Origin of the sequence: Paraburkholderia sp. BCC1886, from assembly GCF_900996245.1 — a bacterium.
GTDB lineage: Bacteria > Pseudomonadota > Gammaproteobacteria > Burkholderiales > Burkholderiaceae > Paraburkholderia.
Genome location: NZ_CAAJGK010000011.1, coordinates 226,397 through 249,950 on the forward strand (window position 1 = coordinate 226,397; position 23,554 = coordinate 249,950).

The following is a 23,554-nucleotide window of genomic DNA, read 5'->3' on the forward strand; positions in this document are numbered from 1 at the left end:
TAGTCCGGCGTAGTAGGGTCAGACCGTCTGAAGCAGCTGGGCCTTCATCAGGCGGATTTCGTCAGCGATGTACTGACTCGTATTACCATCGCGACCGCTCTCGAAGTAGACGGCAAGTTCCTCTAGTACCTGGTTACGTGTCTCATGGCGCTGTAGCTGGGCCTTCTGGATATCCCGCAGGGCGATGACTGCCGCCATCTGTACGCTGGTCTGCGCAGCATTCCGGCCCTTGGTGGGATCGAAATACTGCGTGACACCCCGTGGCACGGGCATGCCTTGGAGAAATTCGCGCCAGCACCGCTGGAGCGCCTGGTCGCCATACGGGAACGAGAAGGTCTTCGCGAGGCGGGTCAGTTCGGCTTCAGAGAGCTTGTCCGGCACCACCGTGTACATCGAGGGATCGATTTGTAGAGTAAGGAGACCGTCAGACATCTCCGCGCTCCTCAAAATTGGAATAGCTGTCGATCACAACCACCGACACGTCCTTCGGCAGGTCCTTAAATCGTTCAGCCCACACTCTCGGATCAGGGAGCGCTGACCTCGGCGCAGGGTGGATCGACTCTACAGCTTTCGGGACACCGCCCAGTCGCACACCGAACACATTACCGCGATGCCAGCCCCGTTCCATGAAGTCACTGAAGCCGGTGTACGGGCGAATCGGAGTGAGCGGTGCCCAGGATGAAATAGAAGGCTCACGCAGCTGACGTGAGATAAGCAAATACTTGCCGGGATGCTTCAGACGGTATTGCTGGCGCATCCGATTAAAACGAATGCGGGTTTTGGTTTCTTTGCTGAGCATGAGCGTTCTCCAAGGAAGGGGACCGGGGAGGGCCTGCTTCCGTAGGGTTGGTTATACCCAGTTCGACACAGCCAGTGCTGCATTGATGGGTTTCTGGTTCGTGGTGCTTTTCAGCACGCGGTCGGGTGGTGTGCCATCTGCTGCTTTCATTTGCGGCTCGAGCGAATCCGGATCGTTCTGTCGCAGATGCTTCAGGTCGGCCGAAATGGTCGAATCATTCACGCCGATGAGTTCGGCAATCTCCGAAGCCTTGAACCCGGACTTGTACATCTGGGCCACCAGCCGGCGTCGGATACTGGAGTCGAGGTAGTGGTGATAAATCGGCGATTCATCCAGAAACCAACGGCGCTCAATAATGCCATTAATCTCGGCGGTAATGAGCGTAAAACCATCGAAGTGCGACATCTGCACACGGCCCCGATAAGGCGGTTTGCAGGCGAGCGCATTCTGGGAGGCCTCGACGTAGTGCTGCAAAAGGGGCGTCAGCATAGCGGTATATTCAGTGGAAGGTTATGCGTAGGAAGTCATCGGATTGCGCTGGTCAATCAGAATTACCCAGTCACGCGAAAGGCACGCGATTAAGTGCTCACCTTCGTGATATACGGCTGAAATAATCTAACGGCATAAACAGAGAGACGACCCCCTGGCCGTCTCTCTGTCTTAATACGCGGATGCACGTGGGTTAAACGCCGTTTCTTATTTTCGCTACGTCGACGCCGGCGGCAGCGGCATGAACGCTCGAGACCGGAATCGGTGCAGCCACCGGTATCGACGAGAGCACGTTTCCATCAGCCTCACGAATTACCCGCTGGGCAAACAGGAAATGCTTGCCGTATCGGGCGACGCCCAAGGCGCCTGCAATGACGAACAACGCCATCAGTGATTGCCACATGGTTCCCTCCGTGGGGTCAGACGCAGGCCCGGCCTGCATAGGATGACCGCTTCCCGGAAAGTCAAAACCGCACCGTCTTGGCTCGACGCTATTCCTACGACGAAAAAGAACTAACTCGACGGCCGCTAGGAACTAATTGTTGGCCGAAACTGCGGTAGAATCGGCAGCCTTTACGTGAGACCCAAGTCGTGAGGCAGTTGTGTTCGGTAAGTTTCAGCAGGAAGTAGATCACGGGGTGCGCGAGCGCATCCATGCGTTTATGCACGTGCCGGGTGGGTTCCGCCGGGCGAGCGTGCACGAGGAGAACGCCCAGCTTGAGACATTCGTGCGGCTTATCGAGCTGGTGGAGCTGCTCAAAAAGCAGACGGGTGACGCCGTCCCCCTCAGGCAAAATCCCCAATCCAAGCGCGTGTTCATTCCGAAGACCAAATTCACGAATCTGCTTCGCTACTGGATTGATAGCGAGCCCGACAATATCCAGCAGCATTTCCCGTTTCATCGCCTGCATCCTTGGCTGCATATCCTGACGGAGTTCGTGCCGAAACTGTCACGGCATCGAGATTGGCTGGAAAACCCCAGCCTGTTAAGCAGGGCTGCATTAGTCGAGCGGGTCGATGCGATAAATCAGGTAATCACCACTACCAAGGCTCACCTGTTTAATTCGGAGACATTGAGCGCGGCGAGCGACTTCACGCGCAACGCGAACAAGAATAGGCTGAGCCTCAAACGTTATACCGAGTCCCTCCTGGACCATTATGGTCCGCTGCAATCGCTTCGGCTCGATCTGGGTTATCTGGATCGGGTCACGTATGCCGCTCGCCATTTACCGGATATTGCGTTTCTGGATATGGAACAACATCGCAAGCGATTAATTGAGTACGTTCGCCGCCAATTAGCCCCGTCTCCGGTCGGCTATATCTGGAAGCTTCAGCATAGCGCGACGACTTCCTACCGGTTTCATCTAATTCTGCTGTTTCGACAGGACGACCTTTCGTTTGCGCAGTTACGGGGGGACCAGATCGGCCGGCATTGGGTACAGGCAATTGCACAGGGGAGGGGCGGATATTTCAACTGGAATGTGCCCGATAATGAATTCGAGCGAAACGGCACTGGCTATATCCGCATCCCCAGCGAACTCAAGAGCACCATCGAATATGTCACGCGTCTTGATCGGTATATGCGACTCACCACGCCCGTAAAGTCCCATACCCTTGTGAAGGGCACGATGCCCAAATCCAAATGACGGCATAAAGCCCGGGATTGCTCCCGGGCGATATACCTCGAAGCGCAACCGACTCGGTCTGATTCGACAGTACAGTCAGCGGCAGGTTAGTGCATGCAAAGTAAAGGACATAGTTTCACGTCCGGTTACGCTTCGACTCACTGGCAAGGGTGGCAGGAATCGAACCTACGACACGCGGAATCAAAATCCGCTGCTCTACCAACTGAGCTACACCCCTAGAGTGTGGCGGAGAGGGTGAGCTTCGAAGTCACGGAAGGCCCTCAAGCCCTCACTGGTTTTCGAGACCAGCGCCTTCGACCGCTCGGCCGCCTCTCCTAGATACTGCTGAAACTGGCTCCGTGACCTGGGCTCGAACCAGGGACCTCCGGCTTAACAGGCCGGCGCAATCTACCAACTGAGCTATCACGGATCTACTACGGAAACTGGTGGGCAGGGTTGGATTTGAACCAACGAAGGCGCTAGGCCACCAGATTTACAGTCTGGCCTCTTTAACCACTCGAGCACCTACCCAGGGTGTAGGAACAACAACCCGATTTATTCCTCGTGATCCTTTTCGGATCCTTGTCAGTTGTCTTCACCGGCAGCACATGCGTCCACCGGATGCGGCGCCTACGGACCGCCGGTCCGTGCTACCTTGACGCCGGTTGATTAGTCCGGCCCGACAATTAAGAGGTATGACTCGATTCACCCCAGCTGACCCCGCCATCAGTCGGTGCCTTCTGAATGGGTGCGTGCCGTTGAGTCTACTTCCGCTGCCCGCGCCTCGAAGGCGGACAGTAGCCATGAATCTGCAGAGCGGCCTAAAAGGTTGCCTGGCGATGGGGAGGACCCATTAACATGGTTCTTGCTTCGATTAGTGCGGTTGCAACTGTTACGTCGAGTATGGTCATTGCTCTCTGAGGCGGGATTCGAACCCGCATCTGACTTTCGTCACACCCAATGACAGGCGGCCAGTGTAATCCCCTTGGGAGGGAGCTGATTCACTGACGTGAGCTTCTTGCCTTTCGGCTCATCCCTTTATATACCGATTTCACCACTCGTCTCTTCGTAATCGTCTTACCTACTTTGGCGCGTACAGCGAACATCTTTCAATGTCCGCGTCACGGCTAAGGTTTGGGTCTGAGGTCCCTCGTCCGTGAATTGTGCTGCTCCTACATAGAAATAGGCTTGCAGTGTAAAAAATTACTGCGCCGCCGCCTCCATGATGTCGATTTCGAGGATGACCCACTCACCCTTGTAGGTCCTCAGCTCATTCAGCAGATCGTGACCACCGATCATGACATCTTCATCAGTCCACAGATACCCAGTCGCTTCAGAGTAATGCGCGCCGAAATCGCAGTTCGCAAACCCCATGAGCTTATGCACAAAAGCGATCTCAGCCTCCTCCCTTGCGACCTCTTTATCCGTGATCCAATACCGAACGGAGACAAACTTGCCGGCAATGTCACGCTCGAGAACCTCTGCCAAAGGTTCATCCAAGGATTCGATAAAGAGTAGGTCTGAAGCCTCTTCGTGATCCCGCTCGATCAGCTTCCCGGCGTAGGTTTTGGTTTCGCTTATACGTTTGGTCATTGTTCCTCGAGATCAGTCGTTTGGGCGCTGCGCAGTACCATCGCCAGGCGCCGTTCCAGCGGATACGCGAGCACTCGGATATGGGCCCGGATGTCAGCCTCCGTCAGGGGCACTTCCGTCCACCCATTGCTGCTGTAAATCCCGCGTGTCGTTCGCCCCTTGTTCACGATGAAGGGCTCGCCGGATAACACTTCTGCGGGCGTCAACTCATTCAGGCTGTCGTCGACCGTAACGAGGAACGCATTCTGGTTACCGGGTCGATCTTCCCGCCCGTTCGCCATTGCAAGAATCGCTTCAGGTGACTGCAGGCCTGCAAAGCAGCCTTCGTCGGAGAGGCGCTGGATAAACTCGACCAGCGTGGTCGTCTTCTTTTTCGCAATGGGAACTGTTTGTTCGTCCATGATCTTTCTTCCGTCTCGTTTGAGTTTGTCGAGTAGCTGCAGCAACCGCTTCTCCCGCCGCTCCTGCTTCATCTGCAAATCGGAGTAACCTTCCACACCACAGGACGGACAACAGATGCCGCCCCTTCTCCAGAAGTCACTGGACAGTTTGCTCAGGTAGTCGCCGGTCTTCCGGATCCGGCGCCGAAGGTGTGCGAGTTCAGTGCGCAGTGGTCCAGTCACGACATCTCACTTCGGGACTTGTGATAGCCCGCTGCAAAGTCCCGCATCTGATCCATCGTGTAAAGCGCAGATTTCGGGTCGTCGGTTGGGTCGTGGTAATGCAGCCGCGCATCACCGGAAGGCATCACGCGCAGCTTCCAATCAAGTGCGTCGTAGCGCCCGATGAAGACCAGGAACGAAATGCGGATGCGCCGAAGGAGCTGTACGCCCCAGTAGCACACTGGTCGAACGGGTTGCCAGCCCAGTACCGGATCGAGCTGTCGCACGGTCTGGATGTGTTCTTCCAGATTGCGAATGTTGAAAAGGTGCGGGACGTTCACTTGTTCTTCTCCAGTATCAGTTCGATCTTTTTGCGACGCCCTTCGAGTTCCGCCAGATAGGGAATGCCAACTGCTTTCATCCGCTGCTCGGAGTAGTTCACGATGGCGCGCTTGTAGTTGTCGATTTCTATTTGAGCAAGCTGCACCAGATGTTCGAGCTTGCCTGCGGTCAGCTTCTCGATATCCCGATGCTCTTTGCCGTTGATCCAGATATTCATCGTGGCGTCTCCGGCTGCTTCAGCACACGAAGGGTCTCATCGCAGATGTCCGCGATCGTGCCGCGGGTATGGGTGACCTGCGAGTCTTCGCTCCAACGCGGATGACGATCTCCAATCACAAGCGACTTGATCCGCATGAGCGCGCCCATCACAATGCCAGCGCGGGCTTTGGCCGCGGCCTGTACCTCAATCGGCTTGTTCACCAGGTCACGTAACGCCGGATCGTGCTGCGTCTGTGCGTTAACGATCACAGAGGGGATCGGTGCAGTCGGCGCGTCTACAACTGGCGTGGGCACCGGACCCTCGCGAGCACGCGTCGCCTCAACCATCGCATCGTAGTTACGGCTCGAGAATTCACCGGCGATATACGAACCGCTTTCTCTCAGGAACGCCGGCATCTCGGTCGGCAGCAAGATCCTCGAATGCTCGCGAGCGAACGCGACACCGCTATGGAAAGCCGACGCGATATGGTTACGCACATTGGGTGCCGGATCACGTTCAAAGCGCGACAGGATCCCGACCATCGCCTCGCCTTCGAGTCGGTCGTAGTCTTTCTCCTCCGGTGCCTCGTAGACGATCTCGCAGCACACGTCGACGCATTCGTTGCAGATATGAACGTTGTGCGGGCCTGCGACGAGATTCTTCACCTGCTCCTGATCTTTGCCGCAGAAATCACACGCCAGCAGTTTTTTGGTCACGATGCCCATCGTCTTTCATCTCCTCAATCATTGTCAGAATGCTGCGGACCTTTTCGAGCATCTGCTCTTGCGCCAGCGCCTTCGCTTCTTCCAGCGTGCGGCCGGAGGCGAAGTACGACATGGCGTCGCTGTCCCACGAGACGGCGTAGCTGTCGTATTCCTTCCAGCTCTTCCATGTGATCATCACGCGACCCAGCGGACAGTCCGCAAACACATGGTCGTAGTAGCTCGTCTTGCCACTGTCCGGCTTCGCGGGCTCGCTCCACTGGAGCGGTTTCAATTTCAGTTCAAGACTCATCGTCCACTCCGTTTCACTCACACTGGATGGACGAGGGGAGTAAGAATTCACGAGACGGCATAAGCAGCAGGCCGAAGCCTGCCGCGTGGCTTAGAGCTGCAAGCCCAGATGGATGGCCAGCTTTGCGATTCCTAGCGTGAACGCGAGGAAGAACGCGAGTGACCAGAACTTCAGACGCGCCACCTTCTTCTCTACGACACGCACGCCGTACTTGGCGCGGTGTTGTCTCAGACCGTGTGTTTCAACTTCGACAAAGAGAATGATCGTGATCGCCAGTGCTGCCACCGCACAGACGAGGTCGTTACCTGTGATTTCCATGACGTACCTGTTAGCCGAGGGTGTCGGTTGCCCGAATGAGCCCATCGGCGCCCCGGCCGAAGGCATTTGCGCTGTAGGTCGTTTGCGTGATCAGCCCATAGAGCGATCCGATCTTCAGCTTGTTATCGCAGTAGTGGTCCATTTCCGTCGTGTATCGGCGAATGAATTCACGGGCCGCCTGCTTGTAGTTGTACTGACTGGGAGATGCGCCCCACTTCGCCATCTTCCCGCTCATCGAGAGTTGCTGGAACCGCTCGGTATTAAAGAAGGTTTCGAAGTTCTTCAGGTCCGCCATCGCCACCGCGCCCCCGTTGGCAAACACACCGGTAAAGCTCAGGGTGCGTAAGGACACGCTTTGCCACTTGCAGGTGAAATTGACCCACCACATGAAGTCGGCCATCGTCTTGACAGGCAGGGGACACTTGCTCGCGAGCTCTGCCATCTGCACGAGGAGCTTCGCGTGCGCTGTGGGGCGCAGGCGCAAGGAGGTCAGGAACTTGTTTAGGCCGGTCTCACCGTAGCGTTCCTGCAAAAGCCATGGGTGTTTGAGCACGCGATCGCTACCAAACATCTGGTCAGCGTTTTCCCCCTGCACGTAGCGCTCTCTGAGATCGCAGTTCTGCAAAGTCTGGAGGCTCGACTCCAGCTGGAAATGCGGCCGGATATAGCGCTCCCAGAACACCGGGTTCTCCGACACGGATGGGGGCGTGGCAGAAATCACGACCTGATCCCAGCTACCCGTCTGCTGGCAGGCCAGATAGAAGGCGAGGGCAACTGAAGTGCTATCCAGTCCGCCGCTATAGAGGATGTGGACCCGCTTTCCCTCGTTCAGGATGTCATGCGCACGCTGCACGCAGGCATCATCAAAGCTGAAGTCCACACTTTCCACCGCCGGAACCGGATACATGTTCAGATACTTGAACGGCGTCTTCAGTGTTTGCGTGCGATCGATCACGCTTGCATTCACGTTGACGATCTTGAACAGCTCGCAGAAATCGAGCAGATCCTCGTCTTGTTCGGCCACTGCTTTCTTCGCAAGGAAGAGCGGCATGTAATACATGATTTCCATGGCTGCGCTCCCGTTAGACCTGGCCAATGCCGATGACGTTATCCCGCACGATGGTCTTCCACTCTTGCAGGCTCTGTCGGGTGGTGACCTGTTTGAGCGTGCGACCATGCACCCAAAGCAGTTCCTTACGCCGCAAGGTGATCTCCAGCATGTTGCGGTGATCAAACTTCAGTTGGGAAAGGGCCTCGTGCTCCGGAACGTCGTGGCACTTTGCGTAGAGCTGCGCGTAGTCCATCGGAAACTGCACGAACATCGGCAAGTCATGCATCTCCAGACTGCACGTCTGCTCGAACTGCGCGAGGACACTGCCGGCGTGAAAGAGCAGGTAGCGAATGCCGGTCGCATAGATGTCGGCCTGTTCGAGCCGGGCCCGGGCCTGCTCCGCCACGTGCGCGTACGGAATCATGCGGTGCTCAGCGTCCTTGCCGATAAAGACGGCGCCCGGCTGCCCCGTCTTTGCCAGCTCCTCGATGCGCTGGATACTGACCTCGTTTAAGCGACGAATCTGCGTGTTGAGCATGCTGCTGCCCACAAAGTTCGCAATGTCGTAGCTCACCTTCGCCACCAGCGCGAGGTTGCTCTCGCGATCGATGACGTAGTAGTTCCTGTAAGTCGGCAGGGCCATTACGCCCCCTTCTTCAGGTAGGTGCGGTTCAGCATGGTGTGGTTGTGATCTTCCGGACCCCAGTCACCGTCGGGATGGAAGGCGAGCACGTCCATCTGGCTCGTCTCCGTGATGAAACGATGCTGCTCCATCTCTTCGATGTACCAGAGCATGCCCGGCTGGAGCGCCGCCGTCGTTTCACGACCGTCCTCGAACGTCGAGGCGAGACCGCTCCCCGACACCACCATCCCTACGCGAAAGCTGGGATGGATATGGACTGATTGCAGGATGCCCGGTGGAAAGTGCAGATGATTCAGCGAGGGATCGCCCAAGCGCGGCGGGTAGATGAGGAGGGAGTCCGAGCAGCCATCGATGTAGCTCAGACGTCCCTTCGCCTCGACCGCCACCCCGAAGTTTTGCTGGCCAAGGAACCCGTATCGCACGACCAGCATCACAGCCACATCTTCCAGATCATCATCGAAAATGCTGATGAATGGGTCCCGCTCGACACTACCCTTGATCGGAAAGCTGAACGCCTCGCCAGCGAACAGGGTGCGACTCATTCCGTTGGGATTGCCCGCCCACTCGTGGAGGAGTTGCGCTGCGACGTCGCCCGTTTTCTTACCGGACTTGCTCAACACATAGCCGTAGACGGTAGCGCCCCGGGCCTTGATATCGATCGAGGGTCGCCGCTCATCGAGGAGGAACGCTTCCGTCGGGTACATGGAGTCCCGCAGGTCGATGTGATTCTTGTCTGTGATTTTCATGGTCTTACTTCGTAACGGGTTTTGGACAGCACAACAACGGTGCAACTTACGACGCGACTTTCGCGACGGTCGGGAACGGATACTTGCCGACGTAGTCGGTGGTGTAAGCGCTCGTGTAACCCTGGACGGTCGTCAGATCGGTCGCCGCGATGATCTTGGCGGTCTCCGTCACCCGTGCGACTTCGGTATGCTTCAGGTTGCCCTGATAGGCGGCTTCCTGAGCAAGGACGGCCACGGCCTCCTGCGTGAGCGACAAACCGCTTGCGTTTGCCGAGGCGAGGAGCGTCGGATAATTGCCTGGCACGATCGTCGATCCCGCTGCGACGTCTGCCTGATATTGGGTCGCCTCCGCCTGCTTGAGCTGATAGGCGAAGAACTGACCCACCAGCGTTTTCGCATAGAGGTGACGCGAGTTGCCGATGGCTTCGGTCAAGGCCTGCAGTGCCGCGCACTTGGCGCTCAGCAGCGCGACCGCTGACGCATCGGCCGCAGCAATCGCCGTTGCGGTGAGCGACTTGGCGCTCGCGTCATACACGTAGCCCGTGACGGTGCTGTTGTTAAAGCCAGCCGGCTTGGCCGTATGGAAGCGCGCTACCGACAACACACCCGTCTTGGTGAGCGGCTGCAGGTAGTTGTTGTACGCGTCGTTATAGAAGATCGCGCGGCCCGACGAGGGCACGTAATAGACGAAAAACATGGAGTTCTCCCGGGGGTGGCTGGACGTCAGTCACACCATGGCCGCGTGGCGGCAAAAAAAGATAGGCAGACATAAGCCGGGAACCGCGTGGTCCCCGGACTTACTTAGTGCGTAACGCGTTGATGCTTAGCTGCTCGCGCCGTCGCTCGATGCGCCGTCGCTGGAACTGCCATCGCTGTCGGGCGTGGTGGTCGTCGTACCGATCTGGTAGGCGTAGCGCGGGTCCCCCGGGACGATCGGGGTATTCGTGCTGCCGTACGGCACGTACGGAATGCGGCGGACCTTGAAGTTTTGCGGCTGCGACGGGTCGGTCACGACGATGTCGACGGGACCGTCTTCCCAGACGTGAACGACGGCCGCGTCAAGCGGCGTGGCGCCCGTGTCGCCGTTGATGAACTGCACGGGCTGATCGAGCGTCGGCGTCGTGATGGGAGCGGTGCTGGTGGTGGTCATGAAGTTTTCCGATGAAAGACGAGGGAAAGTAGATGGCCATACAGTAGCCACCGACATACGATTCGTTCTTTCGTCGTTACGCTTCCCACCCGCGAGGTATCCGCGCATCACCGAGAATCAGCACGCGGGTACCGATTCGCCCTCTGTAACGATAGGGCAGGACACCTCGCTTCGGATGGTAGGCGCCCGTCTCGATGAGCTGCCGGTAGAGTTCCCGATAAAGGTTAGAGATAGTCGGTCCAATGAGATCCATCTGGTTGACCGGAAAGCTGTGGTCGTGGAGATGCACCAGATAGGCCTGCAGCGCCGTCATGGCATCGGCACGCTTTCGCAGTCGCAGAAAGAGCGCTTCGAGAATTGTGTCGAGCCGTTTTTCGTTATGGTCGAAATGTCCGAGCCACGTGTCGAGGATTGACACCTCATCAACGGCGGCCAGGATAATGGAAGTAGGGGTGGTCACTTTCGGCTCCGATGCTTTCATTCTTCTTCACTAAATTGATCGGGTAGAAAAAAATCACCGAGTGGCCTTATCGAGACAACAAAAAAAAAGAGGACCCGAAGGCCCTCTCTTCCTCTATGCACTCGCACGAGTTACTGCTTATCCATCATCACGAGCGTTGCTTGTAGTTTCGCAATCAATGCACAGATGTCGTCGCGTTCCAGCACGAACGCATCACGACCCGAGACGTCCTTGAATAGCGGGACATCGATCAGCCTCTCAAAGCGCTGGTTAGTCACGACGTTGAAAGTAGACGGAACGTCGTAGCAGTGTTCCGCGGGATGCGCGTAGATCGTTCCGGGTGTCTTCAGCAGCAGGTCGTTCTCATTGACGATTTTCATGACGTTATTCCTATCCGAAGATCCCCTTTCTTTATGCCGTCTGGCGTACAAACGCATTGCTCGACAATTCCAGGTCAGCCCACTTCGTCTTCCCGTCGTCCGACTCACGGTAGTTCAGGGGTGTCGCGCAGATGACCGAGCTTGTCAAACCCAAACCAGTTTCAATCCAGACTTCGGTCGGGTTGCCGTCGTCGTCTTCCTCCGGCCAGTCCTGAAGCAGGTGCTTGAGTTACCGCACCGTCATGCCTTCGTAGATCGTCTTCTTCATCATGTTCCTGCTCCTTTATTGCGCGAGCATCCAGCCGTTGTCGGTGTTGACCATGTTGATAGTCGCCGTCATCTCTGCCTTCGTGCCATCAAGCAGCTGGGAAACCGACTGGTAGACCACATCGCGCATGCCAACGCTGCCCATACTGCGGCAAGCACCCGCGACCGTGTTCTGCCATTGCGCTGTTCCCTCGTTGTTCAACTGGTATAGCTTGATGCCCATGTCATGCACTTTAGCGTTCAGTGCATTACTTTGCTGCACGTCCGGATTGTCAGCCATCATATCCTTGAGCTCACGATGATCGTCCGGATGGGTACTGGTGTACTCGTTTTCCTCTTGCAACACTTTGTTGTCAAGCTCCGCGGCCTGTTGCTTGAGGGGTTCGAAATCCTCCAAAAGCGAGGCCTGCTCCTTCATTTTGTCAGTGAACTGGCTGTCCGGCTCCTGAAGCTTCAGGACGTACTTGACCGACACGCTATAGCCATTGTCGCCTTCAGGAACACCGTTCACCTTCTCGAAACTATCGAGTTTGATGTATTGGCAATCGCCGATGGCTTGCTCGAAAGCGGCTTTGGCTTCACTATCCGAGGGCTTGTCCGAATGACATGCGGACAGAGAGAATGCGATGCCCACTGCGGCCGCGAGTTTGGAGACGTTGATGAGTTGCTTGTTCATGATTGGTTTGGCCTTGTAATAGTTCGTGATACAGCTTGTCGTGAAATGATTGACTTCGGAATTACTGCTCGATCGCTTTAGCAAATACCTTCGCATCAGCCGCTGCTTTGACTGCTTCCTTATCGGCCGGAATGACTTGTGAGTTAAGCCCCAGTCCGTCGAAGAATTGCCAGAGCGGCTTGTCCCATGCGTAGTAGCCGTCCTTGCTGAAGAAGTGATGGGCGTCACCATCGGCAAAGTTGCCCTCGTCGACATAGGTCGAGTTCGGGTTGCCAGCGTGATACGCCGAGAAGAACTGCTTGGAGAGGGTCCCATCTCCCCAGTGACCGTCGTTGTCGCCGTAGAAGAAGATGGTCGGGATCGTGGAGTCAGCGCCGTAGGCTTTGTAGGAATCAACCAGCCCGCCCTCCCAACCACCGCAGCGTTCGTCGCGGCTCCCGCCGGCGAAATTCACGATGCCCAAGACGCCCGGCAGATTGCGCTCACCCAAGGCAACGGAGGTGATGCCTCCTTGGGATTGCCCGATGACCACGATCTTCTTGTCATCAATTTCAGGCAGCTTACGAGCGTAGTCGATCGCGGCTTGCACGCTCTCGGCCCAGACACGTGCGTTGTCTTTTACATCGCATCCACTGATATAGCCGCCAGTGGACTTTCCAAGACCGGGGCGGTTCGGTGCCAAGACCGCATAGCCGCGCTCGAGGAAGACACGCGCCTGCCACTTGAACATCGTGTCGGGCTGCATCTGGCCACCCGGTGACTTGCCGTGATTGAGGACCACGAGTGGGAAGGGACCTTGACCGGGCGGCAGGTACAGATAGGTCGAGAGCTTCGCTCCGAAGAAGCCCTGCTTCATCGGAATAAAGAAGTGTTCAAAGCGCACCGTGCTGTCTTGCGCATGCGCGATTGAAAACGTGAACGCAGCCAAGACTGCGAAGAATAAACGACGCGATTTCATTTTGTTACCTCTGGCTTTCAAAGGGGTTTAATTGGCTTACTGCATGGCGAGCAAAGCCGCGGCGTACGCCTGATGCGCACGCTCACGGGTGAGTTCTGCCCAGACCAGGTGGAGGTATTCGCGGTGAAACTTGGGTGTGGCTGAGTGATAGTTGCCCACAGCGGTCCAAAGACTTTGATGCGCATTGAGATTGCGTCTTAATAGCCAGGCCGCAGTGTAGATGTTCTTGCAACTATTGAGGAGATCCCGACGATGGATTCCTCGCTTATTTAGCTCCGGCATATGCACTGTGTTGATTTGCATAATGCCGATATCGATCGACCCGTTGCGGTTATGCCGGATCGCTCTGGGATTGCTATTGCTCTCCACGTGTGCAATCGCCCGTAATAATCTCGCGCTCACGCCTTCTGCAGTCGCGGCATGATCGAAGCAATCCGCATGGGCTGACAGGCTGATGAAAGCCAGCGTCACGAACCATAAGGCTGCGACGTATTGTTTTACTGTTCGTGCGGACATCGCGTTTGTGAACTCCTTTGTGTGTGATGCATTAGTTGTGGGCGACGGCCCAAGCGATAGCGCGTAGCTCGTCGCGATTGGCGGGGGTGTTCTCACTCGCGCGGGCTTCCAGGACCCGCTCGTACCACTCCATCTCCCGCTCGAGCTCACCGATACGAGCAGGGTGTCTGACGTCGGCGAAGTGACGCTCCATGGCCAGCAAGGTCACGTCATAGCGGTGGTGTGCAACCCAGATGGCCTTGGCATGCAGCAGCTCCATGCGAGCGCGATACTGGATGAGCTGCGCCACGGCAAGGCGCGGCCACCACTGGTCGCCTTGTCGCTCGAACATAAGCAAGTCGTGATTGATCATCGCCTGCTCCGTTGGCTGGAGATGCGCGAAGAGCGGGCTGGGATTACCCATGCGCTGCACCACTTTGATTACGCGGCGGGCTTGGTAGTCGAAGTCAAACGCTGCATTGACAGACATAGTGGTTTCCTTTTTATTCGGCGACAGTGGGGACGCGAAAGGTGTTGCTATAACGCTTCGCTCTTTCCCGGAGCCGTTGGTTGAATTTCGTCATCGCATGCTGCCTGCGCTCGGTCGAAGGTAGAGCTTCCGGTGCAGTTCTCCTTCGACGATCGAGATAGACGGAACGGGTGTGCAGATAGTCTTTCGGGCGAATCCATACGCCTGCAGTCCAATGACGCTGATCCGGATGCCGAATGATCGATTCGGGTGTCGGACACTGGTCAGCTAGTAGATGGAATAAGATCGTGAAGGCCAGTTGCTCAATCGACACGTTCTCTCGCGACACACGGGCTGACGCGATGCCGGTCTCGCCAGAATCCCAAGCCTCCTGCCTAGCCGAGACTATCGATACGAAATACAGTTCTATCTCGCCGCGAGGCGCCGGACCAGCGAAGAAGAATCGGTCCGTTCCTGCAGCACACAGAGACAGCGCCTTCTTCCCATCGACTGAAACGTTCGCTTGAACTGTTAGTTCAGTATCCGTTCCAATTTTTAATACCGAAAGATGCTGACAAATTTCTTCGAAACACTGTGCCCATGGCGTATTGAGTGCCGGTATGTAGTTTGTGATTTTCATTGGTGATCCCTGTTTTAGCGTTGGTTCTGTTTGCCCTAATAAAACACCCGGTCATTCTTGATGAGTGTGTCGATCGCGTTATAGCGATCGGAAAGTACCCAGCGTCCGCACTGGTCAGGCGGCACTGTCTCGAACTTCTTCTCGACCACGTTTAACAGCAGCAAGATCGGTTGCTTATCGGCGATGACTGCATCGAACTGCTGACGCGTCGTAATGGCCCGTTTCTCGACCGTGGCAACGGCTTTCGCCTGCACGTCGGCCTTGGGCTTCTTCATGTCCTTCTTGTCGTTCTTGTCTTGCCTTCTCATCACACTCTCGGAAACAAAGGCGTGGATCGGGAAGTACTGCGACTTCTCTACACGGCGGTTATATAGGGCTGAAACTTCTTTCAATCGAAGCAAGAGTTAAAAAATACAAATCGTGTGGCACTACCCTCGTCAAACCCAAAGGGAACCACATGACACACGCAACTCATGCCGCACCCGTCGCTTCCAAGCCGACCCGGGTGTACAACCGCAAGAAAAAGACGCTCGACAACCGCGATCGCGGCTATGCCGGTCACATCCATTTCGGTGATGCAGCAATTCCTTCCAAGGTCAGCCTGCTCGCCCACGTTTCCCCGGTGAAGGACCAGGGTCAGCTCGGGAGCTGCACGGCCAACGCCTGCGCTGGCGCGCTGGAATACGAAGAGAACATCGCGCATAGCTACGACAGCGCGTTACCGCTCTCGCGTCTGTTCCTGTACTTCAACGAACGTGCGAAGGAAGGCAGCGTCGACTCGGACGCCGGCGGTGAGATCCGGGACGTCGTGAAGGTGGCGTCGAAGTTCGGTGCGCCGCTGGAAACCACGTGGCCGTACAGCGACGACGGTCAGCAGTTCAAGTTGAAGCCGTCGACCGAGGCCTACGCTGAAGGACTGGGTCACCGTGCCGTGCAGTACGAAGCCGTGCCGCAGAATCTGGATGCGTTCTTCCATGTGCTGGCGGTCTACAACCGTCCGATCGTGATCGGTATCACGGTGTACGAGAGCTTCGAGGCAGAATCGACGATGGCTTCGGGTGTGATCCCGATGCCGAATACGGAAACCGAGCAGTGCATGGGCGGCCATGCGGTGCTGGTGGTCGGTTACGACAAGGACAAGCAGGCGTTCCTCGTGCGTAATTCGTGGGGCAAGGATGTCTATCCGGAAGCGATCCCCGGCTCGGGCGAGACCGGTTCGTTCTGGTTGAGTTTCGACTTCATGATGGACCCGAACCTGGCGGACGATTTTTGGGTGCTGAGGGCGGTTTTTGATGATGCCGTGAAGGGCGTCGTCTAAGCAAAAAAATAAAGGCAGAGGGGGCTACGGTCCCTTCTGCCTTTATGCCGTCAGATGCCTGGTCGATGCGTGGTAAGCACGGCCACAATCTTCCCGTCCACGACTGGAAAGTAGATGGACTGGGCGCTGAAATTCATCTCGCCCTCCCAGATAGTCAGGCTGGTGAGATAACCCATGAGATCTTGGTCACACCCCGAATACGTGGGTTTGACTCTGATCCGCACACTCACGGGGCCGACATTTCGTTCTTGTAGGGTGTCGACCGTTTCCATCAAATACTTGGTGACGTAGGTGGTAGTATCTACCCCGTCCATGGCGTTATTTCGCAGCCACCTGATGAGATCATCCGTACTCTGAATGTCGCTGTGATTCATGTCTCTTTCCTTTATGCCGCTACGACTTACCACCAGTAAAGAATCACTCGTGTGTCCGCCGGCATCGCTTCAATGTACGCCACCACAGCTGCGTCGCTTTGATCGTAAATAGCATCTCGAAGTATCGGCGCAAGCGTACCGGCTGATAACCAGCATAGTGGACTGCCATAATTGTCCGTCGTCAGCACGACCGATCCCTTTTCGTCATCGTGGGCGTCGAGACCCGCGTCGAGTACTATTGCGATGGATCGGACCGCTTCTTCTATACGCCGTGTATAGCCGCTAAACCGCAGACGCGTAAAAGGCTGAACAGTGCCATCAGGGAGCCCTTGGCGATTCTGATCGATAATCAAACTGAGCGATAGGCTCATCAACACTCCTTTAAGTCGTCATTTCTGACGGGCGTTGAATTCTGCCAGTCCATTGAGGAGCGCATGCGTAGCTGCGCCCGCCCGAACGGCATAGCTGCACATGTACGGGATTGGGATGCCTGCGGCACGGATCGCCTCCCATGCAGCATTCACATGGGCACAATGCTCGTGATGATCGTTATCCAAAAACACAATCTGCACGTCACCTTTCAGTAACGCGTCCATCAATCGAGACATGTTTCCTCCTTATACGGCTGTCTTGATCCGCCGCTTCCAACCTATGCTTAGGAGGAGTCGCTGGCCTTCGTCAATGTTCGTGACGCTGTGCTCTTCGATATCAGGACGAAAGAACGAAATCCGCCAGAAACGGAAAAGACATCTGCCGCACTGAAACTCGCCCCCACGCTTCGCCTTCCTGACTTCGATGTTCAGGCGATAGTGACCATGCGTGGGTTCGACCGGATCCCGATGTGGCGGGATAGAGGAACCGGTCGGGTAGGCGATCAGATGCATGTCCAGAGCAAAGCGTTTCGAGTTGATCATGGTGAAGAGGCGGTACCCGGTATTCTGTCGACCCTCCTGCCACCGGAACAGCTTGCCCATCGATATTCCCCTTATGCCGGCTCGGAAGTCGGGTGCTTCAGATATTCACCCATGGAAGCGAAGAGTTCGTCGTAGGACATAGACGTGCTCGTGGTCGCCATCACGAAACGGGTCAGCTCATGCTGCACACGAACAAAAAGGTTGGCGAGTTCCTGCTCGCCGTCCACGTTCAAGGTCTCTTCGACCGTATCCGCGTCCTTGAAATAGCCCCACTCTTTCGCCTGCCACGCAAGCCGAAACCAGAAGTGAACGAACGCCACATTGAACGCATCGGACACCATGTACTTCGCGTAGAACGCCTCGACTTGTTCCGGCGACATGTAGTCCGCCATGATCATGGCCGAACCGCTAACCAGTAGCTCGCCACCCTTGATTTTTGCGATCTGCTCGTCGGTTGTCCATTCGGCATAGGTTGGTGCGGCCAGCTGGTAGGTCGATAAAATCAGCTGCTGCCGGCTGAACATCGTGCCAAGGGAATCTGCCCAGCTTTCCAGCTCTGCGACGTCTTCCTTGGCATAGAGTCGCTTGGCAAGGCGCTGCTTCATGTTATCGGGGAGCAAAGGGAGCCTGAATACCGCGTTTCCCAGTGCCAGTCGTAAGTTTCGATTTCTCGACATGTCTGTCTCCAGGGAGGGGCGTTCAGTAATGGTTGCGGATCTGGGAGATACGCGACTGGGTGAGATCGAACGCATCGGCTAGCTGCTGGGCAGGCATGTCGGCATTGCGGATGTAAAAGTCGCGCAGCTTGCGCGCGCTCTGCGAGAGATCACGCAGTTGCTCGACTTCTTCTTTCGAGAGCAGATGCTTCTTCTGCTTGATCTCGACCATGGCTTCGTCCAGGGCAGACTGTGCCTTGGCGAGTGTCTTGACGGTGCGTGGCGATAGGACGAGTTGGCGTTCCATTTGTGATACTCCCTTGTGTTGTTATGGTTGGTTCAAACGACGGTTGTCGGTGTAGCGTCGAAAGACCACGGATTTACCCATGACGCCATGAAACTCGTAAGGAAAGGTTTCGTCCTCACGGGTGTAGACGCCGTACTTAGCGAACTCTTCAATGAGAGCGCCCCCGAGTGCATCGGCGGCCTCCATGAAGATTTCCATCTGGTCATCTGGAACACCGGAGGTGGAGTAGCTGATGTCGGCTACCGCGTTCCAGATTTCCGCGCCGGCGTTTGCCTTGGTACTGACATAGCAGGCGAGCCAGCTCAGCATCGCGTGAGGGTCAGTATCAAAGTCACCAGCCAATGCCTTGACCGATTCCGTGTAGTCGCGAATCGGAATGGTCATGTCCAGCACGATTGTGTCGGGGTACTGCGTGAGCGGACTCGGGGAGGAGCGCTGCACTGTGATCAAAATAGCCTCCAGCTTATGCGGGAAGGGGAAGGGACGGATCGTTGTCGTGCCAGAGCAGAGGCAGCTCGTCCCGCTCCGCGACCCGTTCTTTGAGCACGACACCGGCGGTGGTACTGATCATGACTTTCCAGAGCCGCAGCTTCACGCCGCGGCGTATCGTCACGGAAAAGCCACGGGCGTTGTTCCTCGCAATCGTGCCGATGAGCGCGATCTTTCGGGTGAGCCACGTGGCGTCAAGCTGCCGACCGCCAGTGCCTTCGAAGCGGGCATCGCGCAAGCGCACCATCGCGCCCACGGCGAGATGCATCTCCTGCACCTTGTAGATGCGTTCACCATTGCCGTACTCACCGAACGGATGGATCTTGACCATATCCGGATTGAGCCAGCCTTCCTGACCATCGGGAAAGACCACCGAGATGGCGTAGTAAAGTTTGCCGTCCACCTTCAAATCTCCGTCAGCGGGAAAAGCCCCAGCGAATCGATCCAGCGAAAGAGCGCGCGGTAGCCAACCAATGCCCGCGGCATGCCTTCGACATGGATCACAAAGCCGTCGACCGGACTGATGCGTCCGCCACCCAATTGCACTGCAGCTGAGCGATTGACGAACGTGGTCACCTCAAAGCGGGCATCCTTCAGCATGCGCTCGCACATCTTGAATTCGAGGTGATCGACAACAACCTCGTCGGTCATGATGACTTTGGCCGAGTGCCGCCGGACGCCTTTAGGTAGGCTCATGTGTAGCTGTCTCCTTCTGGCTTGCTTCAGCGACCTTTTCGCTACGTGCAAATTCGTCAAGGCACTTCGTCGCGATTTCCTGGCTGAGGACCAGTCGCTCCACCAAGCTCGCCATTTCGAGTGTCTCAAGGTCACTCATGCTCGCTTCGATCTGGGCGTCAAAGCGTTCGTCGCGTACGCAGTGCTGGGCGAACTCGCTATGGGCCTTGCGGTGCATCTCGAACTGTTCAACGAGCTGCTCGATCGGGTTGACCGTGACGCCGAGCCCGTGCAGGCTTCGTGTCACTTGCAGCTCGCGGATGTAGTGACCGGGACCGTTCAGTGCCAGCAACACGTCCTGGAGGGCAGTGAAAGTCACGGCGAATCGCGTGTTCAGGGGAACTGTTACGTCACTCATGAGGCGTCTCGTAGGTCTTTGGAAATAAAAAGGCAGCCCGAAGGCTGCCCGTTATGCCGCTCACTCGCGCGACTTAGAACGAATGAACCGCCGTATCGTCTTCAGCGCACCACGGTGTAGCGGGCGTTTGCGACGGGAATTGGGTCCCCGCCGGCGATGCGATGGAAGTGACGTCCGAGGCCAGATGGCCAACCGAGGCGGTCTTCGTCGCCTCGACGAGCTGGTAAGCGAGCAGCTCGCTCGCATCGATGTCCGGTACGGCCGCTTCCAGTTGCTTTGCGAACACGGCCTTGATCATGTTCCCCTTGATCAGGCCGGTATCGATAAAGGCTTGCAGCTCATCGACGCTGAGTTCCAGCTTCTCGGCAACGGCTGCCACGTCCTGCTTGACGAGGACTTTCTGCAAATAGGCGACGACGATGTTCATGGTTGTTCTCCCTGTGTGAAGGTGGGTGTTGGAATCGATGCGTTGGGGTCAGGCCTGTCTATCACCCAGATCCCCAGTAATGCGATAGCAGCCACGGCGACGACCGCGATGAAGAGCGCCACCACCACCCAGACTGGCGATAGCACCGTCCACCACGACCAGTGAAGCTGGTCAAAGGACTTGAGCACGATCAGCACGATCGTGACCGTGAGAAGGATTCGCCCGAGAGCTTTCATGTTTTATCCGGGGGAGGGAAGGAATCGCCTGGCGGCAGACTGATTAGACCGGTGGCGCCAGACGTCACGACGGCCGTGCTGCTGTTCTTCCTGCGCTCCGCGGCCAGCTTTTTGCGCAGTTCCTTGATCGTCGCTTTCAGCTCGCTCTCTTTAGCTTCGCGTTCGTCGAGCTGGCGGACATACTCGGCGTTGTCTTCGGCAGAGACCGCCACGACACGGTCTAGCGCACTTTTGCGCACATAGGTCAGGGGCAGAAGTTTTCGAGGAAGCGCTGAGAGAAACCGACCGACCGACTTTGACGGAATGCCCTCGGCCATGCCCACGCGATTGAACGACGGCATCGTGTGCTCGTCGCCGGCGTCGAATTCCCAAACGTCGATCATGCCGCCGGAGTGCGGGTCAACGCGGAACGTCTCGTACATGGCGCGTATCGGATCGCCGTGCTCGGCAACGAACTTCGTGAAGAGCTTGGCGCCGGACCCGTAAGCGAGCGAGACGTCTTTCTCCACCTTTGTGTACTGAAAGCCATCCGGTCGCATCGCGAACTGATGGTTGAAGCGCTCCCCGATCATCAGCAACTCGAAGATGTTGCCCGTCTCCACCACAAGCGCTTGCTCGGCGACCATCTGGTAGAACTCGAACACGGTTTCGAAGCTCTGGTTCTTGTCCGCTTCGACTTTGCGCAGCTTCGTAACAAAGGCTTCCATGGCGGGCTGACCACCCGTGCCCGCGAAACCCAGGATGCGGTCCTGGATCTCAAAGCCCTTGATGCTACTCGTGATCTCCATCGCGGGATGGATGCGTTTGATCTTGCTCAGCGAGTCGAAAAGCTCGGTTCCCTTGACGATACGGGAGTCTGCGTAGAGGCGGTTTTCGGTATAGACGATGCAGGTCATGGCGGTGGTTAGTTAGAATTGGTGGATGCTATTTGTTCCAGACAACCGGTTGGTTCGCTGGGAGGTTCAGGGACGTGATATATGTCCCAGATTCCTTTCAGAGCCAAAAAAGAAAAGCGCTTGAGAACCCCCGGGCCGAAGCCCGGGAGTCATCTAGCGCGAGGCTCGCGATTACTCGAACACAACCGTACCCGGTTCCGGGCAGATCCACGATGCGCGCAGGCGAGCACGCATTTCAGCGACCGACGCTTGATTCAGGAGGGTGCCATTACGGTAGATCGGCTTCAGCTCACCGCCTTCGAACTGCTCGAGCGTCTGCTCCTCGTGCAACACATAGCGACCACCTTCCTTTTCCACCCGTAGCAGACCCTTGGCCGACTTCTTCGTGCCGTCGTCCGTTGCGGGGTCCTTGTAAATCGCCACTTGCACGTCGCCCACCTCCGCGTAGATCGCCTTCATCGCCCAGCCGAAGGTGTCCCGCGAGAGCATGTTGTACGTGTACGAACCGATCCCGAGCACGACGTTGCAAGATGCAAATCCGCGACGCATCAAGCGCTGCATGATCTGTACCGCGCGCTTGAGCGTGATGCCATCGCCGTAGATCAACCCGACGTGCGAGTCCAGAACACGATATCCAATCGATGTTTCGGTGCCACCGAAGATATCCCACAGGCACTCAACAGAGCCTTTGAGCTCAGCTTCGGTAATCATCTCGCCAGTTGCTTTTACACGGTACTTGCCACCCATGAGACACGGCTTGCCGGTGGACGCCCAGCAGACAACTTCATCATCGAAGTAGCCGGTCAGAATCTTCACGGGATCGCCCGAATCCGGACGGAAGACCACCTTCGCCTGTCCCAGTTCGTTTGTTGCGCGAGCGAGAATCTCGTCCTTCAATTCCCGGGCCGCCACAGTGATGGTGTTCCAGTAGTCAAAGGAATCGGCTACGATTGAGATGATGCCGGTGGGATAGTCCACCGTGATCAACTCACGAATGACTTCCTTCTCGGCCTCACGACGACGCAATGCGACAGCGTCAGCGTGCGCGTATTCACCCGGCTCGCCCAGTTGCGCAAGCTTGAGCAAGATCCGAAGCGTCATCACGCTGTGTTCCGTAGCCGGGACCGATGCACCGATCAGCTCGGTTTCCGCGTCGGCGTTGTAGAAGTCTTCGAGATAATCTATCGCCGGAATCGTGTCCGTGCCTGCGAAGGAGAGCAGGTGCCCCGCGCCACAACGCATTGCGTCATGTACACCGCTCATCCCCCGCATCGAGAAGTCATGCCCCTGAAAGTCAACGAACTCTTCCGGTGAGGCCGTCATCTTGGCGAAGTACGTCAACAGCTTGCGGAACTCGAAGGCGATCGTGGCCACCGTCGACGGCTTCCAGTTCTCGCAACTGAAGAGCGTCTCGAAGTAGGTCGCGAGCCAGACGAAATCCGGGTGCGTGCTGATGAAGAGGATCGGAGGCACCTTGATGTCCACGCGGGTGCCTTCTGCCAGTGCTCGAATTTCGAGTGGTAGATAGCCCAGATCGTAGAGATCCTCCAGATTCTTGCCCGTCACAACGCCCTTGCCCAGGGACGTATCCATGCGGCGCTTGTACTTCTGGACGGCGCGTGCTTTTGACCCCGCAGCAAAGAACTCGTCGCTGAACAGGCGGATCAGGTATTCCTTGATCCACCCCTGGAGGCCAAACCAGACGACCTTATTGTCGAAGAACTCCTTCAGCACCGGCGCATACTTGGCGCTCCGGGGCGTGAAGTTCGCGACGAGCTTGGTCGTCTCAGCGGGGTACATCGAGGGATGACCAGTCTTGTAGAAGTCCGCCAGATTGAACGGCACCAGATTGTTTGGAACTCGGGTTTCGTCGACGTTCCCTTCGTGGTCCTGATAGTCTTGCATAGTTTCTTTTCCTTGTTTTGAGG

At 56.7% G+C, this 23,554-nt stretch carries 40 protein-coding genes and 4 tRNA genes; 2 read left to right on the forward strand and 42 right to left on the reverse strand.

Going from position 1 to position 23,554, the window contains the following annotated elements:
• Positions 1–18: 18 nt before the first annotated feature.
• The 4 genes from FQ746_RS01245 to FQ746_RS01260 all read right to left on the reverse strand — a co-directional run bounded on the left by FQ746_RS01245 (position 19) and on the right by FQ746_RS01260 (position 1,691).
• Positions 19–432, reverse strand: a complete 414-nt coding sequence (locus tag FQ746_RS01245) for a hypothetical protein (protein WP_144106791.1) — start codon at positions 430–432, stop codon at positions 19–21.
• Positions 425–799, reverse strand: coding sequence for a hypothetical protein (locus FQ746_RS01250; RefSeq protein WP_144106792.1), 375 nt, complete (start codon positions 797–799; stop codon positions 425–427). The genes FQ746_RS01245 and FQ746_RS01250 overlap by 8 nt, the downstream gene beginning before the upstream one ends.
• Positions 800–850: 51 nt before the next feature.
• Complete coding sequence (locus FQ746_RS01255) at positions 851–1,288, reverse strand: winged helix-turn-helix domain-containing protein (RefSeq protein ID WP_144106793.1); 438 nt, start codon at positions 1,286–1,288, stop codon at positions 851–853.
• A 193-nt stretch (positions 1,289–1,481) separates the two neighbouring features.
• Positions 1,482–1,691, reverse strand: a complete 210-nt coding sequence (locus tag FQ746_RS01260) for a hypothetical protein (RefSeq protein WP_144106794.1) — start codon at positions 1,689–1,691, stop codon at positions 1,482–1,484.
• A gap of 199 nt (positions 1,692–1,890) precedes the next feature.
• On the opposite strand from FQ746_RS01260, the gene FQ746_RS01265 reads away from it, so the two are divergent.
• Positions 1,891–2,934: an inovirus-type Gp2 protein gene (locus FQ746_RS01265; RefSeq protein ID WP_144106795.1), complete on the forward strand. Its 1,044-nt coding sequence runs from the start codon at positions 1,891–1,893 to the stop codon at positions 2,932–2,934.
• Between the two features lie 141 nt (positions 2,935–3,075).
• On the opposite strand, the gene FQ746_RS01270 is transcribed toward FQ746_RS01265, so the two are convergent.
• The 24 genes from FQ746_RS01270 to FQ746_RS01380 all read right to left on the reverse strand — a co-directional run bounded on the left by FQ746_RS01270 (position 3,076) and on the right by FQ746_RS01380 (position 15,191).
• A tRNA-Gln gene (locus tag FQ746_RS01270) sits at positions 3,076–3,151 on the reverse strand.
• A gap of 6 nt (positions 3,152–3,157) precedes the next feature.
• Positions 3,158–3,249 (reverse strand) — tRNA-Ser (locus FQ746_RS34635).
• Between the two features lie 16 nt (positions 3,250–3,265).
• Positions 3,266–3,343 (reverse strand) — tRNA-Asn (locus FQ746_RS01275).
• Between the two features lie 14 nt (positions 3,344–3,357).
• Positions 3,358–3,444 (reverse strand) — tRNA-Tyr (locus FQ746_RS01280).
• Positions 3,445–4,116: 672 nt separating this feature from the next.
• Positions 4,117–4,506 (reverse strand): hypothetical protein, encoded by a 390-nt coding sequence (locus tag FQ746_RS01285; RefSeq protein ID WP_144106796.1) that lies wholly within the window; start codon positions 4,504–4,506, stop codon positions 4,117–4,119.
• On the reverse strand, positions 4,503–5,129 hold the full coding sequence (locus FQ746_RS01290; protein WP_144106797.1) for a hypothetical protein: 627 nt from the start codon (positions 5,127–5,129) through the stop codon (positions 4,503–4,505). Before FQ746_RS01290 ends, FQ746_RS01285 begins: the two co-directional genes overlap by 4 nt.
• Complete coding sequence (locus FQ746_RS01295; protein WP_144106798.1) at positions 5,126–5,449, reverse strand: hypothetical protein; 324 nt, start codon at positions 5,447–5,449, stop codon at positions 5,126–5,128. Before FQ746_RS01295 ends, FQ746_RS01290 begins: the two co-directional genes overlap by 4 nt.
• On the reverse strand, positions 5,446–5,667 hold the full coding sequence (locus tag FQ746_RS01300; RefSeq protein ID WP_144106799.1) for a hypothetical protein: 222 nt from the start codon (positions 5,665–5,667) through the stop codon (positions 5,446–5,448). Before FQ746_RS01300 ends, FQ746_RS01295 begins: the two co-directional genes overlap by 4 nt.
• On the reverse strand, positions 5,664–6,374 hold the full coding sequence (locus tag FQ746_RS35465; RefSeq protein ID WP_144106800.1) for a ClpX C4-type zinc finger protein: 711 nt from the start codon (positions 6,372–6,374) through the stop codon (positions 5,664–5,666). The genes FQ746_RS01300 and FQ746_RS35465 overlap by 4 nt, the downstream gene beginning before the upstream one ends.
• A complete protein-coding gene (locus FQ746_RS01310; RefSeq protein WP_144106801.1) occupies positions 6,340–6,663 on the reverse strand; it encodes a hypothetical protein in 324 nt (107 codons plus the stop codon). The genes FQ746_RS35465 and FQ746_RS01310 overlap by 35 nt, the downstream gene beginning before the upstream one ends.
• A 90-nt stretch (positions 6,664–6,753) precedes the next feature.
• Complete coding sequence (locus FQ746_RS01315) at positions 6,754–6,981, reverse strand: hypothetical protein (protein ID WP_144106802.1); 228 nt, start codon at positions 6,979–6,981, stop codon at positions 6,754–6,756.
• Between the two features lie 10 nt (positions 6,982–6,991).
• Positions 6,992–8,050 (reverse strand): hypothetical protein, encoded by a 1,059-nt coding sequence (locus tag FQ746_RS01320; protein ID WP_144106803.1) that lies wholly within the window; start codon positions 8,048–8,050, stop codon positions 6,992–6,994.
• A 13-nt stretch (positions 8,051–8,063) separates the two neighbouring features.
• Positions 8,064–8,675, reverse strand: a complete 612-nt coding sequence (locus FQ746_RS01325) for a hypothetical protein (RefSeq protein WP_144106804.1) — start codon at positions 8,673–8,675, stop codon at positions 8,064–8,066.
• Positions 8,675–9,421: a hypothetical protein gene (locus tag FQ746_RS01330; protein ID WP_144106805.1), complete on the reverse strand. Its 747-nt coding sequence runs from the start codon at positions 9,419–9,421 to the stop codon at positions 8,675–8,677. The genes FQ746_RS01325 and FQ746_RS01330 overlap by 1 nt, the downstream gene beginning before the upstream one ends.
• Before the next feature lie 46 nt (positions 9,422–9,467).
• Complete coding sequence (locus tag FQ746_RS01335; RefSeq protein WP_144106806.1) at positions 9,468–10,118, reverse strand: hypothetical protein; 651 nt, start codon at positions 10,116–10,118, stop codon at positions 9,468–9,470.
• A gap of 126 nt (positions 10,119–10,244) precedes the next feature.
• A complete protein-coding gene (locus tag FQ746_RS01340) occupies positions 10,245–10,571 on the reverse strand; it encodes a hypothetical protein (RefSeq protein ID WP_144106807.1) in 327 nt (108 codons plus the stop codon).
• A gap of 76 nt (positions 10,572–10,647) precedes the next feature.
• Positions 10,648–11,031 carry a hypothetical protein gene (locus tag FQ746_RS01345; protein ID WP_144106808.1) on the reverse strand — a complete coding sequence of 128 codons (384 nt, stop codon included), beginning with the start codon at positions 11,029–11,031 and terminating at the stop codon, positions 10,648–10,650.
• A 131-nt stretch (positions 11,032–11,162) separates the two neighbouring features.
• Positions 11,163–11,411: a hypothetical protein gene (locus tag FQ746_RS01350; RefSeq protein ID WP_144106809.1), complete on the reverse strand. Its 249-nt coding sequence runs from the start codon at positions 11,409–11,411 to the stop codon at positions 11,163–11,165.
• Positions 11,412–11,694: 283 nt separating this feature from the next.
• The gene (locus FQ746_RS01355; RefSeq protein WP_144106810.1) at positions 11,695–12,354 is read right to left on the reverse strand and encodes a hypothetical protein; all 660 of its coding nucleotides are present in this window, start codon (positions 12,352–12,354) and stop codon (positions 11,695–11,697) included.
• A 61-nt stretch (positions 12,355–12,415) separates the two neighbouring features.
• Positions 12,416–13,312, reverse strand: coding sequence for an alpha/beta hydrolase family protein (locus FQ746_RS01360; protein WP_144106811.1), 897 nt, complete (start codon positions 13,310–13,312; stop codon positions 12,416–12,418).
• A gap of 36 nt (positions 13,313–13,348) precedes the next feature.
• A complete protein-coding gene (locus FQ746_RS01365; RefSeq protein ID WP_144106812.1) occupies positions 13,349–13,828 on the reverse strand; it encodes a lytic transglycosylase domain-containing protein in 480 nt (159 codons plus the stop codon).
• A 31-nt stretch (positions 13,829–13,859) separates the two neighbouring features.
• Complete coding sequence (locus tag FQ746_RS01370) at positions 13,860–14,297, reverse strand: hypothetical protein (protein WP_144106813.1); 438 nt, start codon at positions 14,295–14,297, stop codon at positions 13,860–13,862.
• Between the two features lie 13 nt (positions 14,298–14,310).
• Positions 14,311–14,916, reverse strand: coding sequence for a hypothetical protein (locus tag FQ746_RS01375; protein WP_144106814.1), 606 nt, complete (start codon positions 14,914–14,916; stop codon positions 14,311–14,313).
• A gap of 35 nt (positions 14,917–14,951) precedes the next feature.
• Positions 14,952–15,191 carry a hypothetical protein gene (locus FQ746_RS01380; RefSeq protein ID WP_144106815.1) on the reverse strand — a complete coding sequence of 80 codons (240 nt, stop codon included), beginning with the start codon at positions 15,189–15,191 and terminating at the stop codon, positions 14,952–14,954.
• Positions 15,192–15,373: 182 nt separating this feature from the next.
• Between FQ746_RS01380 and FQ746_RS01385 the strand changes: the two genes are divergently transcribed.
• A complete protein-coding gene (locus FQ746_RS01385; RefSeq protein WP_144106817.1) occupies positions 15,374–16,234 on the forward strand; it encodes a C1 family peptidase in 861 nt (286 codons plus the stop codon).
• A 50-nt stretch (positions 16,235–16,284) separates the two neighbouring features.
• Here FQ746_RS01385 and FQ746_RS01390 read toward each other — a convergent pair whose 3' ends face one another.
• The 14 genes from FQ746_RS01390 to FQ746_RS01455 form a co-directional block, all read right to left on the reverse strand.
• Positions 16,285–16,608 (reverse strand): hypothetical protein, encoded by a 324-nt coding sequence (locus FQ746_RS01390; protein WP_144106819.1) that lies wholly within the window; start codon positions 16,606–16,608, stop codon positions 16,285–16,287.
• Positions 16,609–16,634: 26 nt separating this feature from the next.
• Positions 16,635–16,979 (reverse strand): hypothetical protein, encoded by a 345-nt coding sequence (locus FQ746_RS01395; RefSeq protein ID WP_144106820.1) that lies wholly within the window; start codon positions 16,977–16,979, stop codon positions 16,635–16,637.
• A gap of 18 nt (positions 16,980–16,997) precedes the next feature.
• Positions 16,998–17,216, reverse strand: coding sequence for a hypothetical protein (locus FQ746_RS01400; protein WP_144106822.1), 219 nt, complete (start codon positions 17,214–17,216; stop codon positions 16,998–17,000).
• Between the two features lie 9 nt (positions 17,217–17,225).
• Positions 17,226–17,582 carry a 2OG-Fe(II) oxygenase gene (locus FQ746_RS01405; protein ID WP_144106824.1) on the reverse strand — a complete coding sequence of 119 codons (357 nt, stop codon included), beginning with the start codon at positions 17,580–17,582 and terminating at the stop codon, positions 17,226–17,228.
• 11 nt (positions 17,583–17,593) lie between these two features.
• A complete protein-coding gene (locus tag FQ746_RS01410) occupies positions 17,594–18,127 on the reverse strand; it encodes a hypothetical protein (protein ID WP_144106826.1) in 534 nt (177 codons plus the stop codon).
• 94 nt (positions 18,128–18,221) lie between these two features.
• On the reverse strand, positions 18,222–18,485 hold the full coding sequence (locus FQ746_RS01415; RefSeq protein ID WP_144106828.1) for a hypothetical protein: 264 nt from the start codon (positions 18,483–18,485) through the stop codon (positions 18,222–18,224).
• Positions 18,486–18,506: 21 nt separating this feature from the next.
• Positions 18,507–18,869 (reverse strand): hypothetical protein, encoded by a 363-nt coding sequence (locus FQ746_RS01420; protein ID WP_144106830.1) that lies wholly within the window; start codon positions 18,867–18,869, stop codon positions 18,507–18,509.
• 79 nt (positions 18,870–18,948) lie between these two features.
• Positions 18,949–19,377: a hypothetical protein gene (locus FQ746_RS01425; protein WP_144106832.1), complete on the reverse strand. Its 429-nt coding sequence runs from the start codon at positions 19,375–19,377 to the stop codon at positions 18,949–18,951.
• A 2-nt stretch (positions 19,378–19,379) separates the two neighbouring features.
• A complete protein-coding gene (locus FQ746_RS01430) occupies positions 19,380–19,670 on the reverse strand; it encodes a hypothetical protein (protein WP_144106834.1) in 291 nt (96 codons plus the stop codon).
• On the reverse strand, positions 19,657–20,067 hold the full coding sequence (locus tag FQ746_RS01435) for a hypothetical protein (RefSeq protein WP_144106836.1): 411 nt from the start codon (positions 20,065–20,067) through the stop codon (positions 19,657–19,659). Before FQ746_RS01435 ends, FQ746_RS01430 begins: the two co-directional genes overlap by 14 nt.
• Before the next feature lie 73 nt (positions 20,068–20,140).
• Positions 20,141–20,494: a hypothetical protein gene (locus tag FQ746_RS01440; RefSeq protein ID WP_144106838.1), complete on the reverse strand. Its 354-nt coding sequence runs from the start codon at positions 20,492–20,494 to the stop codon at positions 20,141–20,143.
• Positions 20,491–20,730 carry a hypothetical protein gene (locus FQ746_RS01445; protein WP_144106840.1) on the reverse strand — a complete coding sequence of 80 codons (240 nt, stop codon included), beginning with the start codon at positions 20,728–20,730 and terminating at the stop codon, positions 20,491–20,493. The genes FQ746_RS01440 and FQ746_RS01445 overlap by 4 nt, the downstream gene beginning before the upstream one ends.
• A complete protein-coding gene (locus tag FQ746_RS01450; protein WP_144106842.1) occupies positions 20,727–21,626 on the reverse strand; it encodes a hypothetical protein in 900 nt (299 codons plus the stop codon). Before FQ746_RS01450 ends, FQ746_RS01445 begins: the two co-directional genes overlap by 4 nt.
• Positions 21,627–21,797: 171 nt before the next feature.
• The gene (locus tag FQ746_RS01455; protein WP_144106844.1) at positions 21,798–23,531 is read right to left on the reverse strand and encodes a nicotinate phosphoribosyltransferase; all 1,734 of its coding nucleotides are present in this window, start codon (positions 23,529–23,531) and stop codon (positions 21,798–21,800) included.
• Between the last annotated feature and the right edge of the window lie 23 nt (positions 23,532–23,554).

What these genes read in the sequence shown, in the direction of transcription:
- FQ746_RS01420 (WP_144106830.1), bottom strand. Translation starts at nt 18,869, where the DNA reads ATGACCATTCCGATTCGCGACTACACGGAATCGGTCAAGGCATTGGCT.
- FQ746_RS01365 (WP_144106812.1), bottom strand. Translation starts at nt 13,828, where the DNA reads ATGTCCGCACGAACAGTAAAACAATACGTCGCAGCCTTATGGTTCGTG.
- FQ746_RS01320 (WP_144106803.1), bottom strand. Translation starts at nt 8,050, where the DNA reads ATGGAAATCATGTATTACATGCCGCTCTTCCTTGCGAAGAAAGCAGTG.
- FQ746_RS01435 (WP_144106836.1), bottom strand. Translation starts at nt 20,067, where the DNA reads ATGAGTGACGTAACAGTTCCCCTGAACACGCGATTCGCCGTGACTTTC.
- FQ746_RS01390 (WP_144106819.1), bottom strand. Translation starts at nt 16,608, where the DNA reads ATGAATCACAGCGACATTCAGAGTACGGATGATCTCATCAGGTGGCTG.
- FQ746_RS01245 (WP_144106791.1), bottom strand. Translation starts at nt 432, where the DNA reads ATGTCTGACGGTCTCCTTACTCTACAAATCGATCCCTCGATGTACACG.
- FQ746_RS01325 (WP_144106804.1), bottom strand. Translation starts at nt 8,675, where the DNA reads ATGGCCCTGCCGACTTACAGGAACTACTACGTCATCGATCGCGAGAGC.
- FQ746_RS01415 (WP_144106828.1), bottom strand. Translation starts at nt 18,485, where the DNA reads ATGGAACGCCAACTCGTCCTATCGCCACGCACCGTCAAGACACTCGCC.
- FQ746_RS01330 (WP_144106805.1), bottom strand. Translation starts at nt 9,421, where the DNA reads ATGAAAATCACAGACAAGAATCACATCGACCTGCGGGACTCCATGTAC.
- FQ746_RS01370 (WP_144106813.1), bottom strand. Translation starts at nt 14,297, where the DNA reads ATGTCTGTCAATGCAGCGTTTGACTTCGACTACCAAGCCCGCCGCGTA.
- FQ746_RS01350 (WP_144106809.1), bottom strand. Translation starts at nt 11,411, where the DNA reads ATGAAAATCGTCAATGAGAACGACCTGCTGCTGAAGACACCCGGAACG.
- FQ746_RS01440 (WP_144106838.1), bottom strand. Translation starts at nt 20,494, where the DNA reads ATGAACATCGTCGTCGCCTATTTGCAGAAAGTCCTCGTCAAGCAGGAC.
- FQ746_RS01380 (WP_144106815.1), bottom strand. Translation starts at nt 15,191, where the DNA reads ATGAAGAAGCCCAAGGCCGACGTGCAGGCGAAAGCCGTTGCCACGGTC.
- FQ746_RS01430 (WP_144106834.1), bottom strand. Translation starts at nt 19,670, where the DNA reads ATGAGCCTACCTAAAGGCGTCCGGCGGCACTCGGCCAAAGTCATCATG.
- FQ746_RS35465 (WP_144106800.1), bottom strand. Translation starts at nt 6,374, where the DNA reads ATGGGCATCGTGACCAAAAAACTGCTGGCGTGTGATTTCTGCGGCAAA.
- FQ746_RS01410 (WP_144106826.1), bottom strand. Translation starts at nt 18,127, where the DNA reads ATGAAGCAGCGCCTTGCCAAGCGACTCTATGCCAAGGAAGACGTCGCA.
- FQ746_RS01260 (WP_144106794.1), bottom strand. Translation starts at nt 1,691, where the DNA reads ATGTGGCAATCACTGATGGCGTTGTTCGTCATTGCAGGCGCCTTGGGC.
- FQ746_RS01395 (WP_144106820.1), bottom strand. Translation starts at nt 16,979, where the DNA reads ATGAGCCTATCGCTCAGTTTGATTATCGATCAGAATCGCCAAGGGCTC.
- FQ746_RS01355 (WP_144106810.1), bottom strand. Translation starts at nt 12,354, where the DNA reads ATGAACAAGCAACTCATCAACGTCTCCAAACTCGCGGCCGCAGTGGGC.
- FQ746_RS01450 (WP_144106842.1), bottom strand. Translation starts at nt 21,626, where the DNA reads ATGACCTGCATCGTCTATACCGAAAACCGCCTCTACGCAGACTCCCGT.
- FQ746_RS01405 (WP_144106824.1), bottom strand. Translation starts at nt 17,582, where the DNA reads ATGGGCAAGCTGTTCCGGTGGCAGGAGGGTCGACAGAATACCGGGTAC.
- FQ746_RS01445 (WP_144106840.1), bottom strand. Translation starts at nt 20,730, where the DNA reads ATGAAAGCTCTCGGGCGAATCCTTCTCACGGTCACGATCGTGCTGATC.
- FQ746_RS01335 (WP_144106806.1), bottom strand. Translation starts at nt 10,118, where the DNA reads ATGTTTTTCGTCTATTACGTGCCCTCGTCGGGCCGCGCGATCTTCTAT.
- FQ746_RS01250 (WP_144106792.1), bottom strand. Translation starts at nt 799, where the DNA reads ATGCTCAGCAAAGAAACCAAAACCCGCATTCGTTTTAATCGGATGCGC.
- FQ746_RS01340 (WP_144106807.1), bottom strand. Translation starts at nt 10,571, where the DNA reads ATGACCACCACCAGCACCGCTCCCATCACGACGCCGACGCTCGATCAG.
- FQ746_RS01455 (WP_144106844.1), bottom strand. Translation starts at nt 23,531, where the DNA reads ATGCAAGACTATCAGGACCACGAAGGGAACGTCGACGAAACCCGAGTT.
- FQ746_RS01285 (WP_144106796.1), bottom strand. Translation starts at nt 4,506, where the DNA reads ATGACCAAACGTATAAGCGAAACCAAAACCTACGCCGGGAAGCTGATC.
- FQ746_RS01300 (WP_144106799.1), bottom strand. Translation starts at nt 5,667, where the DNA reads ATGAATATCTGGATCAACGGCAAAGAGCATCGGGATATCGAGAAGCTG.
- FQ746_RS01385 (WP_144106817.1), top strand. Translation starts at nt 15,374, where the DNA reads ATGACACACGCAACTCATGCCGCACCCGTCGCTTCCAAGCCGACCCGG.
- FQ746_RS01310 (WP_144106801.1), bottom strand. Translation starts at nt 6,663, where the DNA reads ATGAGTCTTGAACTGAAATTGAAACCGCTCCAGTGGAGCGAGCCCGCG.
- FQ746_RS01360 (WP_144106811.1), bottom strand. Translation starts at nt 13,312, where the DNA reads ATGAAATCGCGTCGTTTATTCTTCGCAGTCTTGGCTGCGTTCACGTTT.
- FQ746_RS01400 (WP_144106822.1), bottom strand. Translation starts at nt 17,216, where the DNA reads ATGTCTCGATTGATGGACGCGTTACTGAAAGGTGACGTGCAGATTGTG.
- FQ746_RS01375 (WP_144106814.1), bottom strand. Translation starts at nt 14,916, where the DNA reads ATGAAAATCACAAACTACATACCGGCACTCAATACGCCATGGGCACAG.
- FQ746_RS01315 (WP_144106802.1), bottom strand. Translation starts at nt 6,981, where the DNA reads ATGGAAATCACAGGTAACGACCTCGTCTGTGCGGTGGCAGCACTGGCG.
- FQ746_RS01255 (WP_144106793.1), bottom strand. Translation starts at nt 1,288, where the DNA reads ATGCTGACGCCCCTTTTGCAGCACTACGTCGAGGCCTCCCAGAATGCG.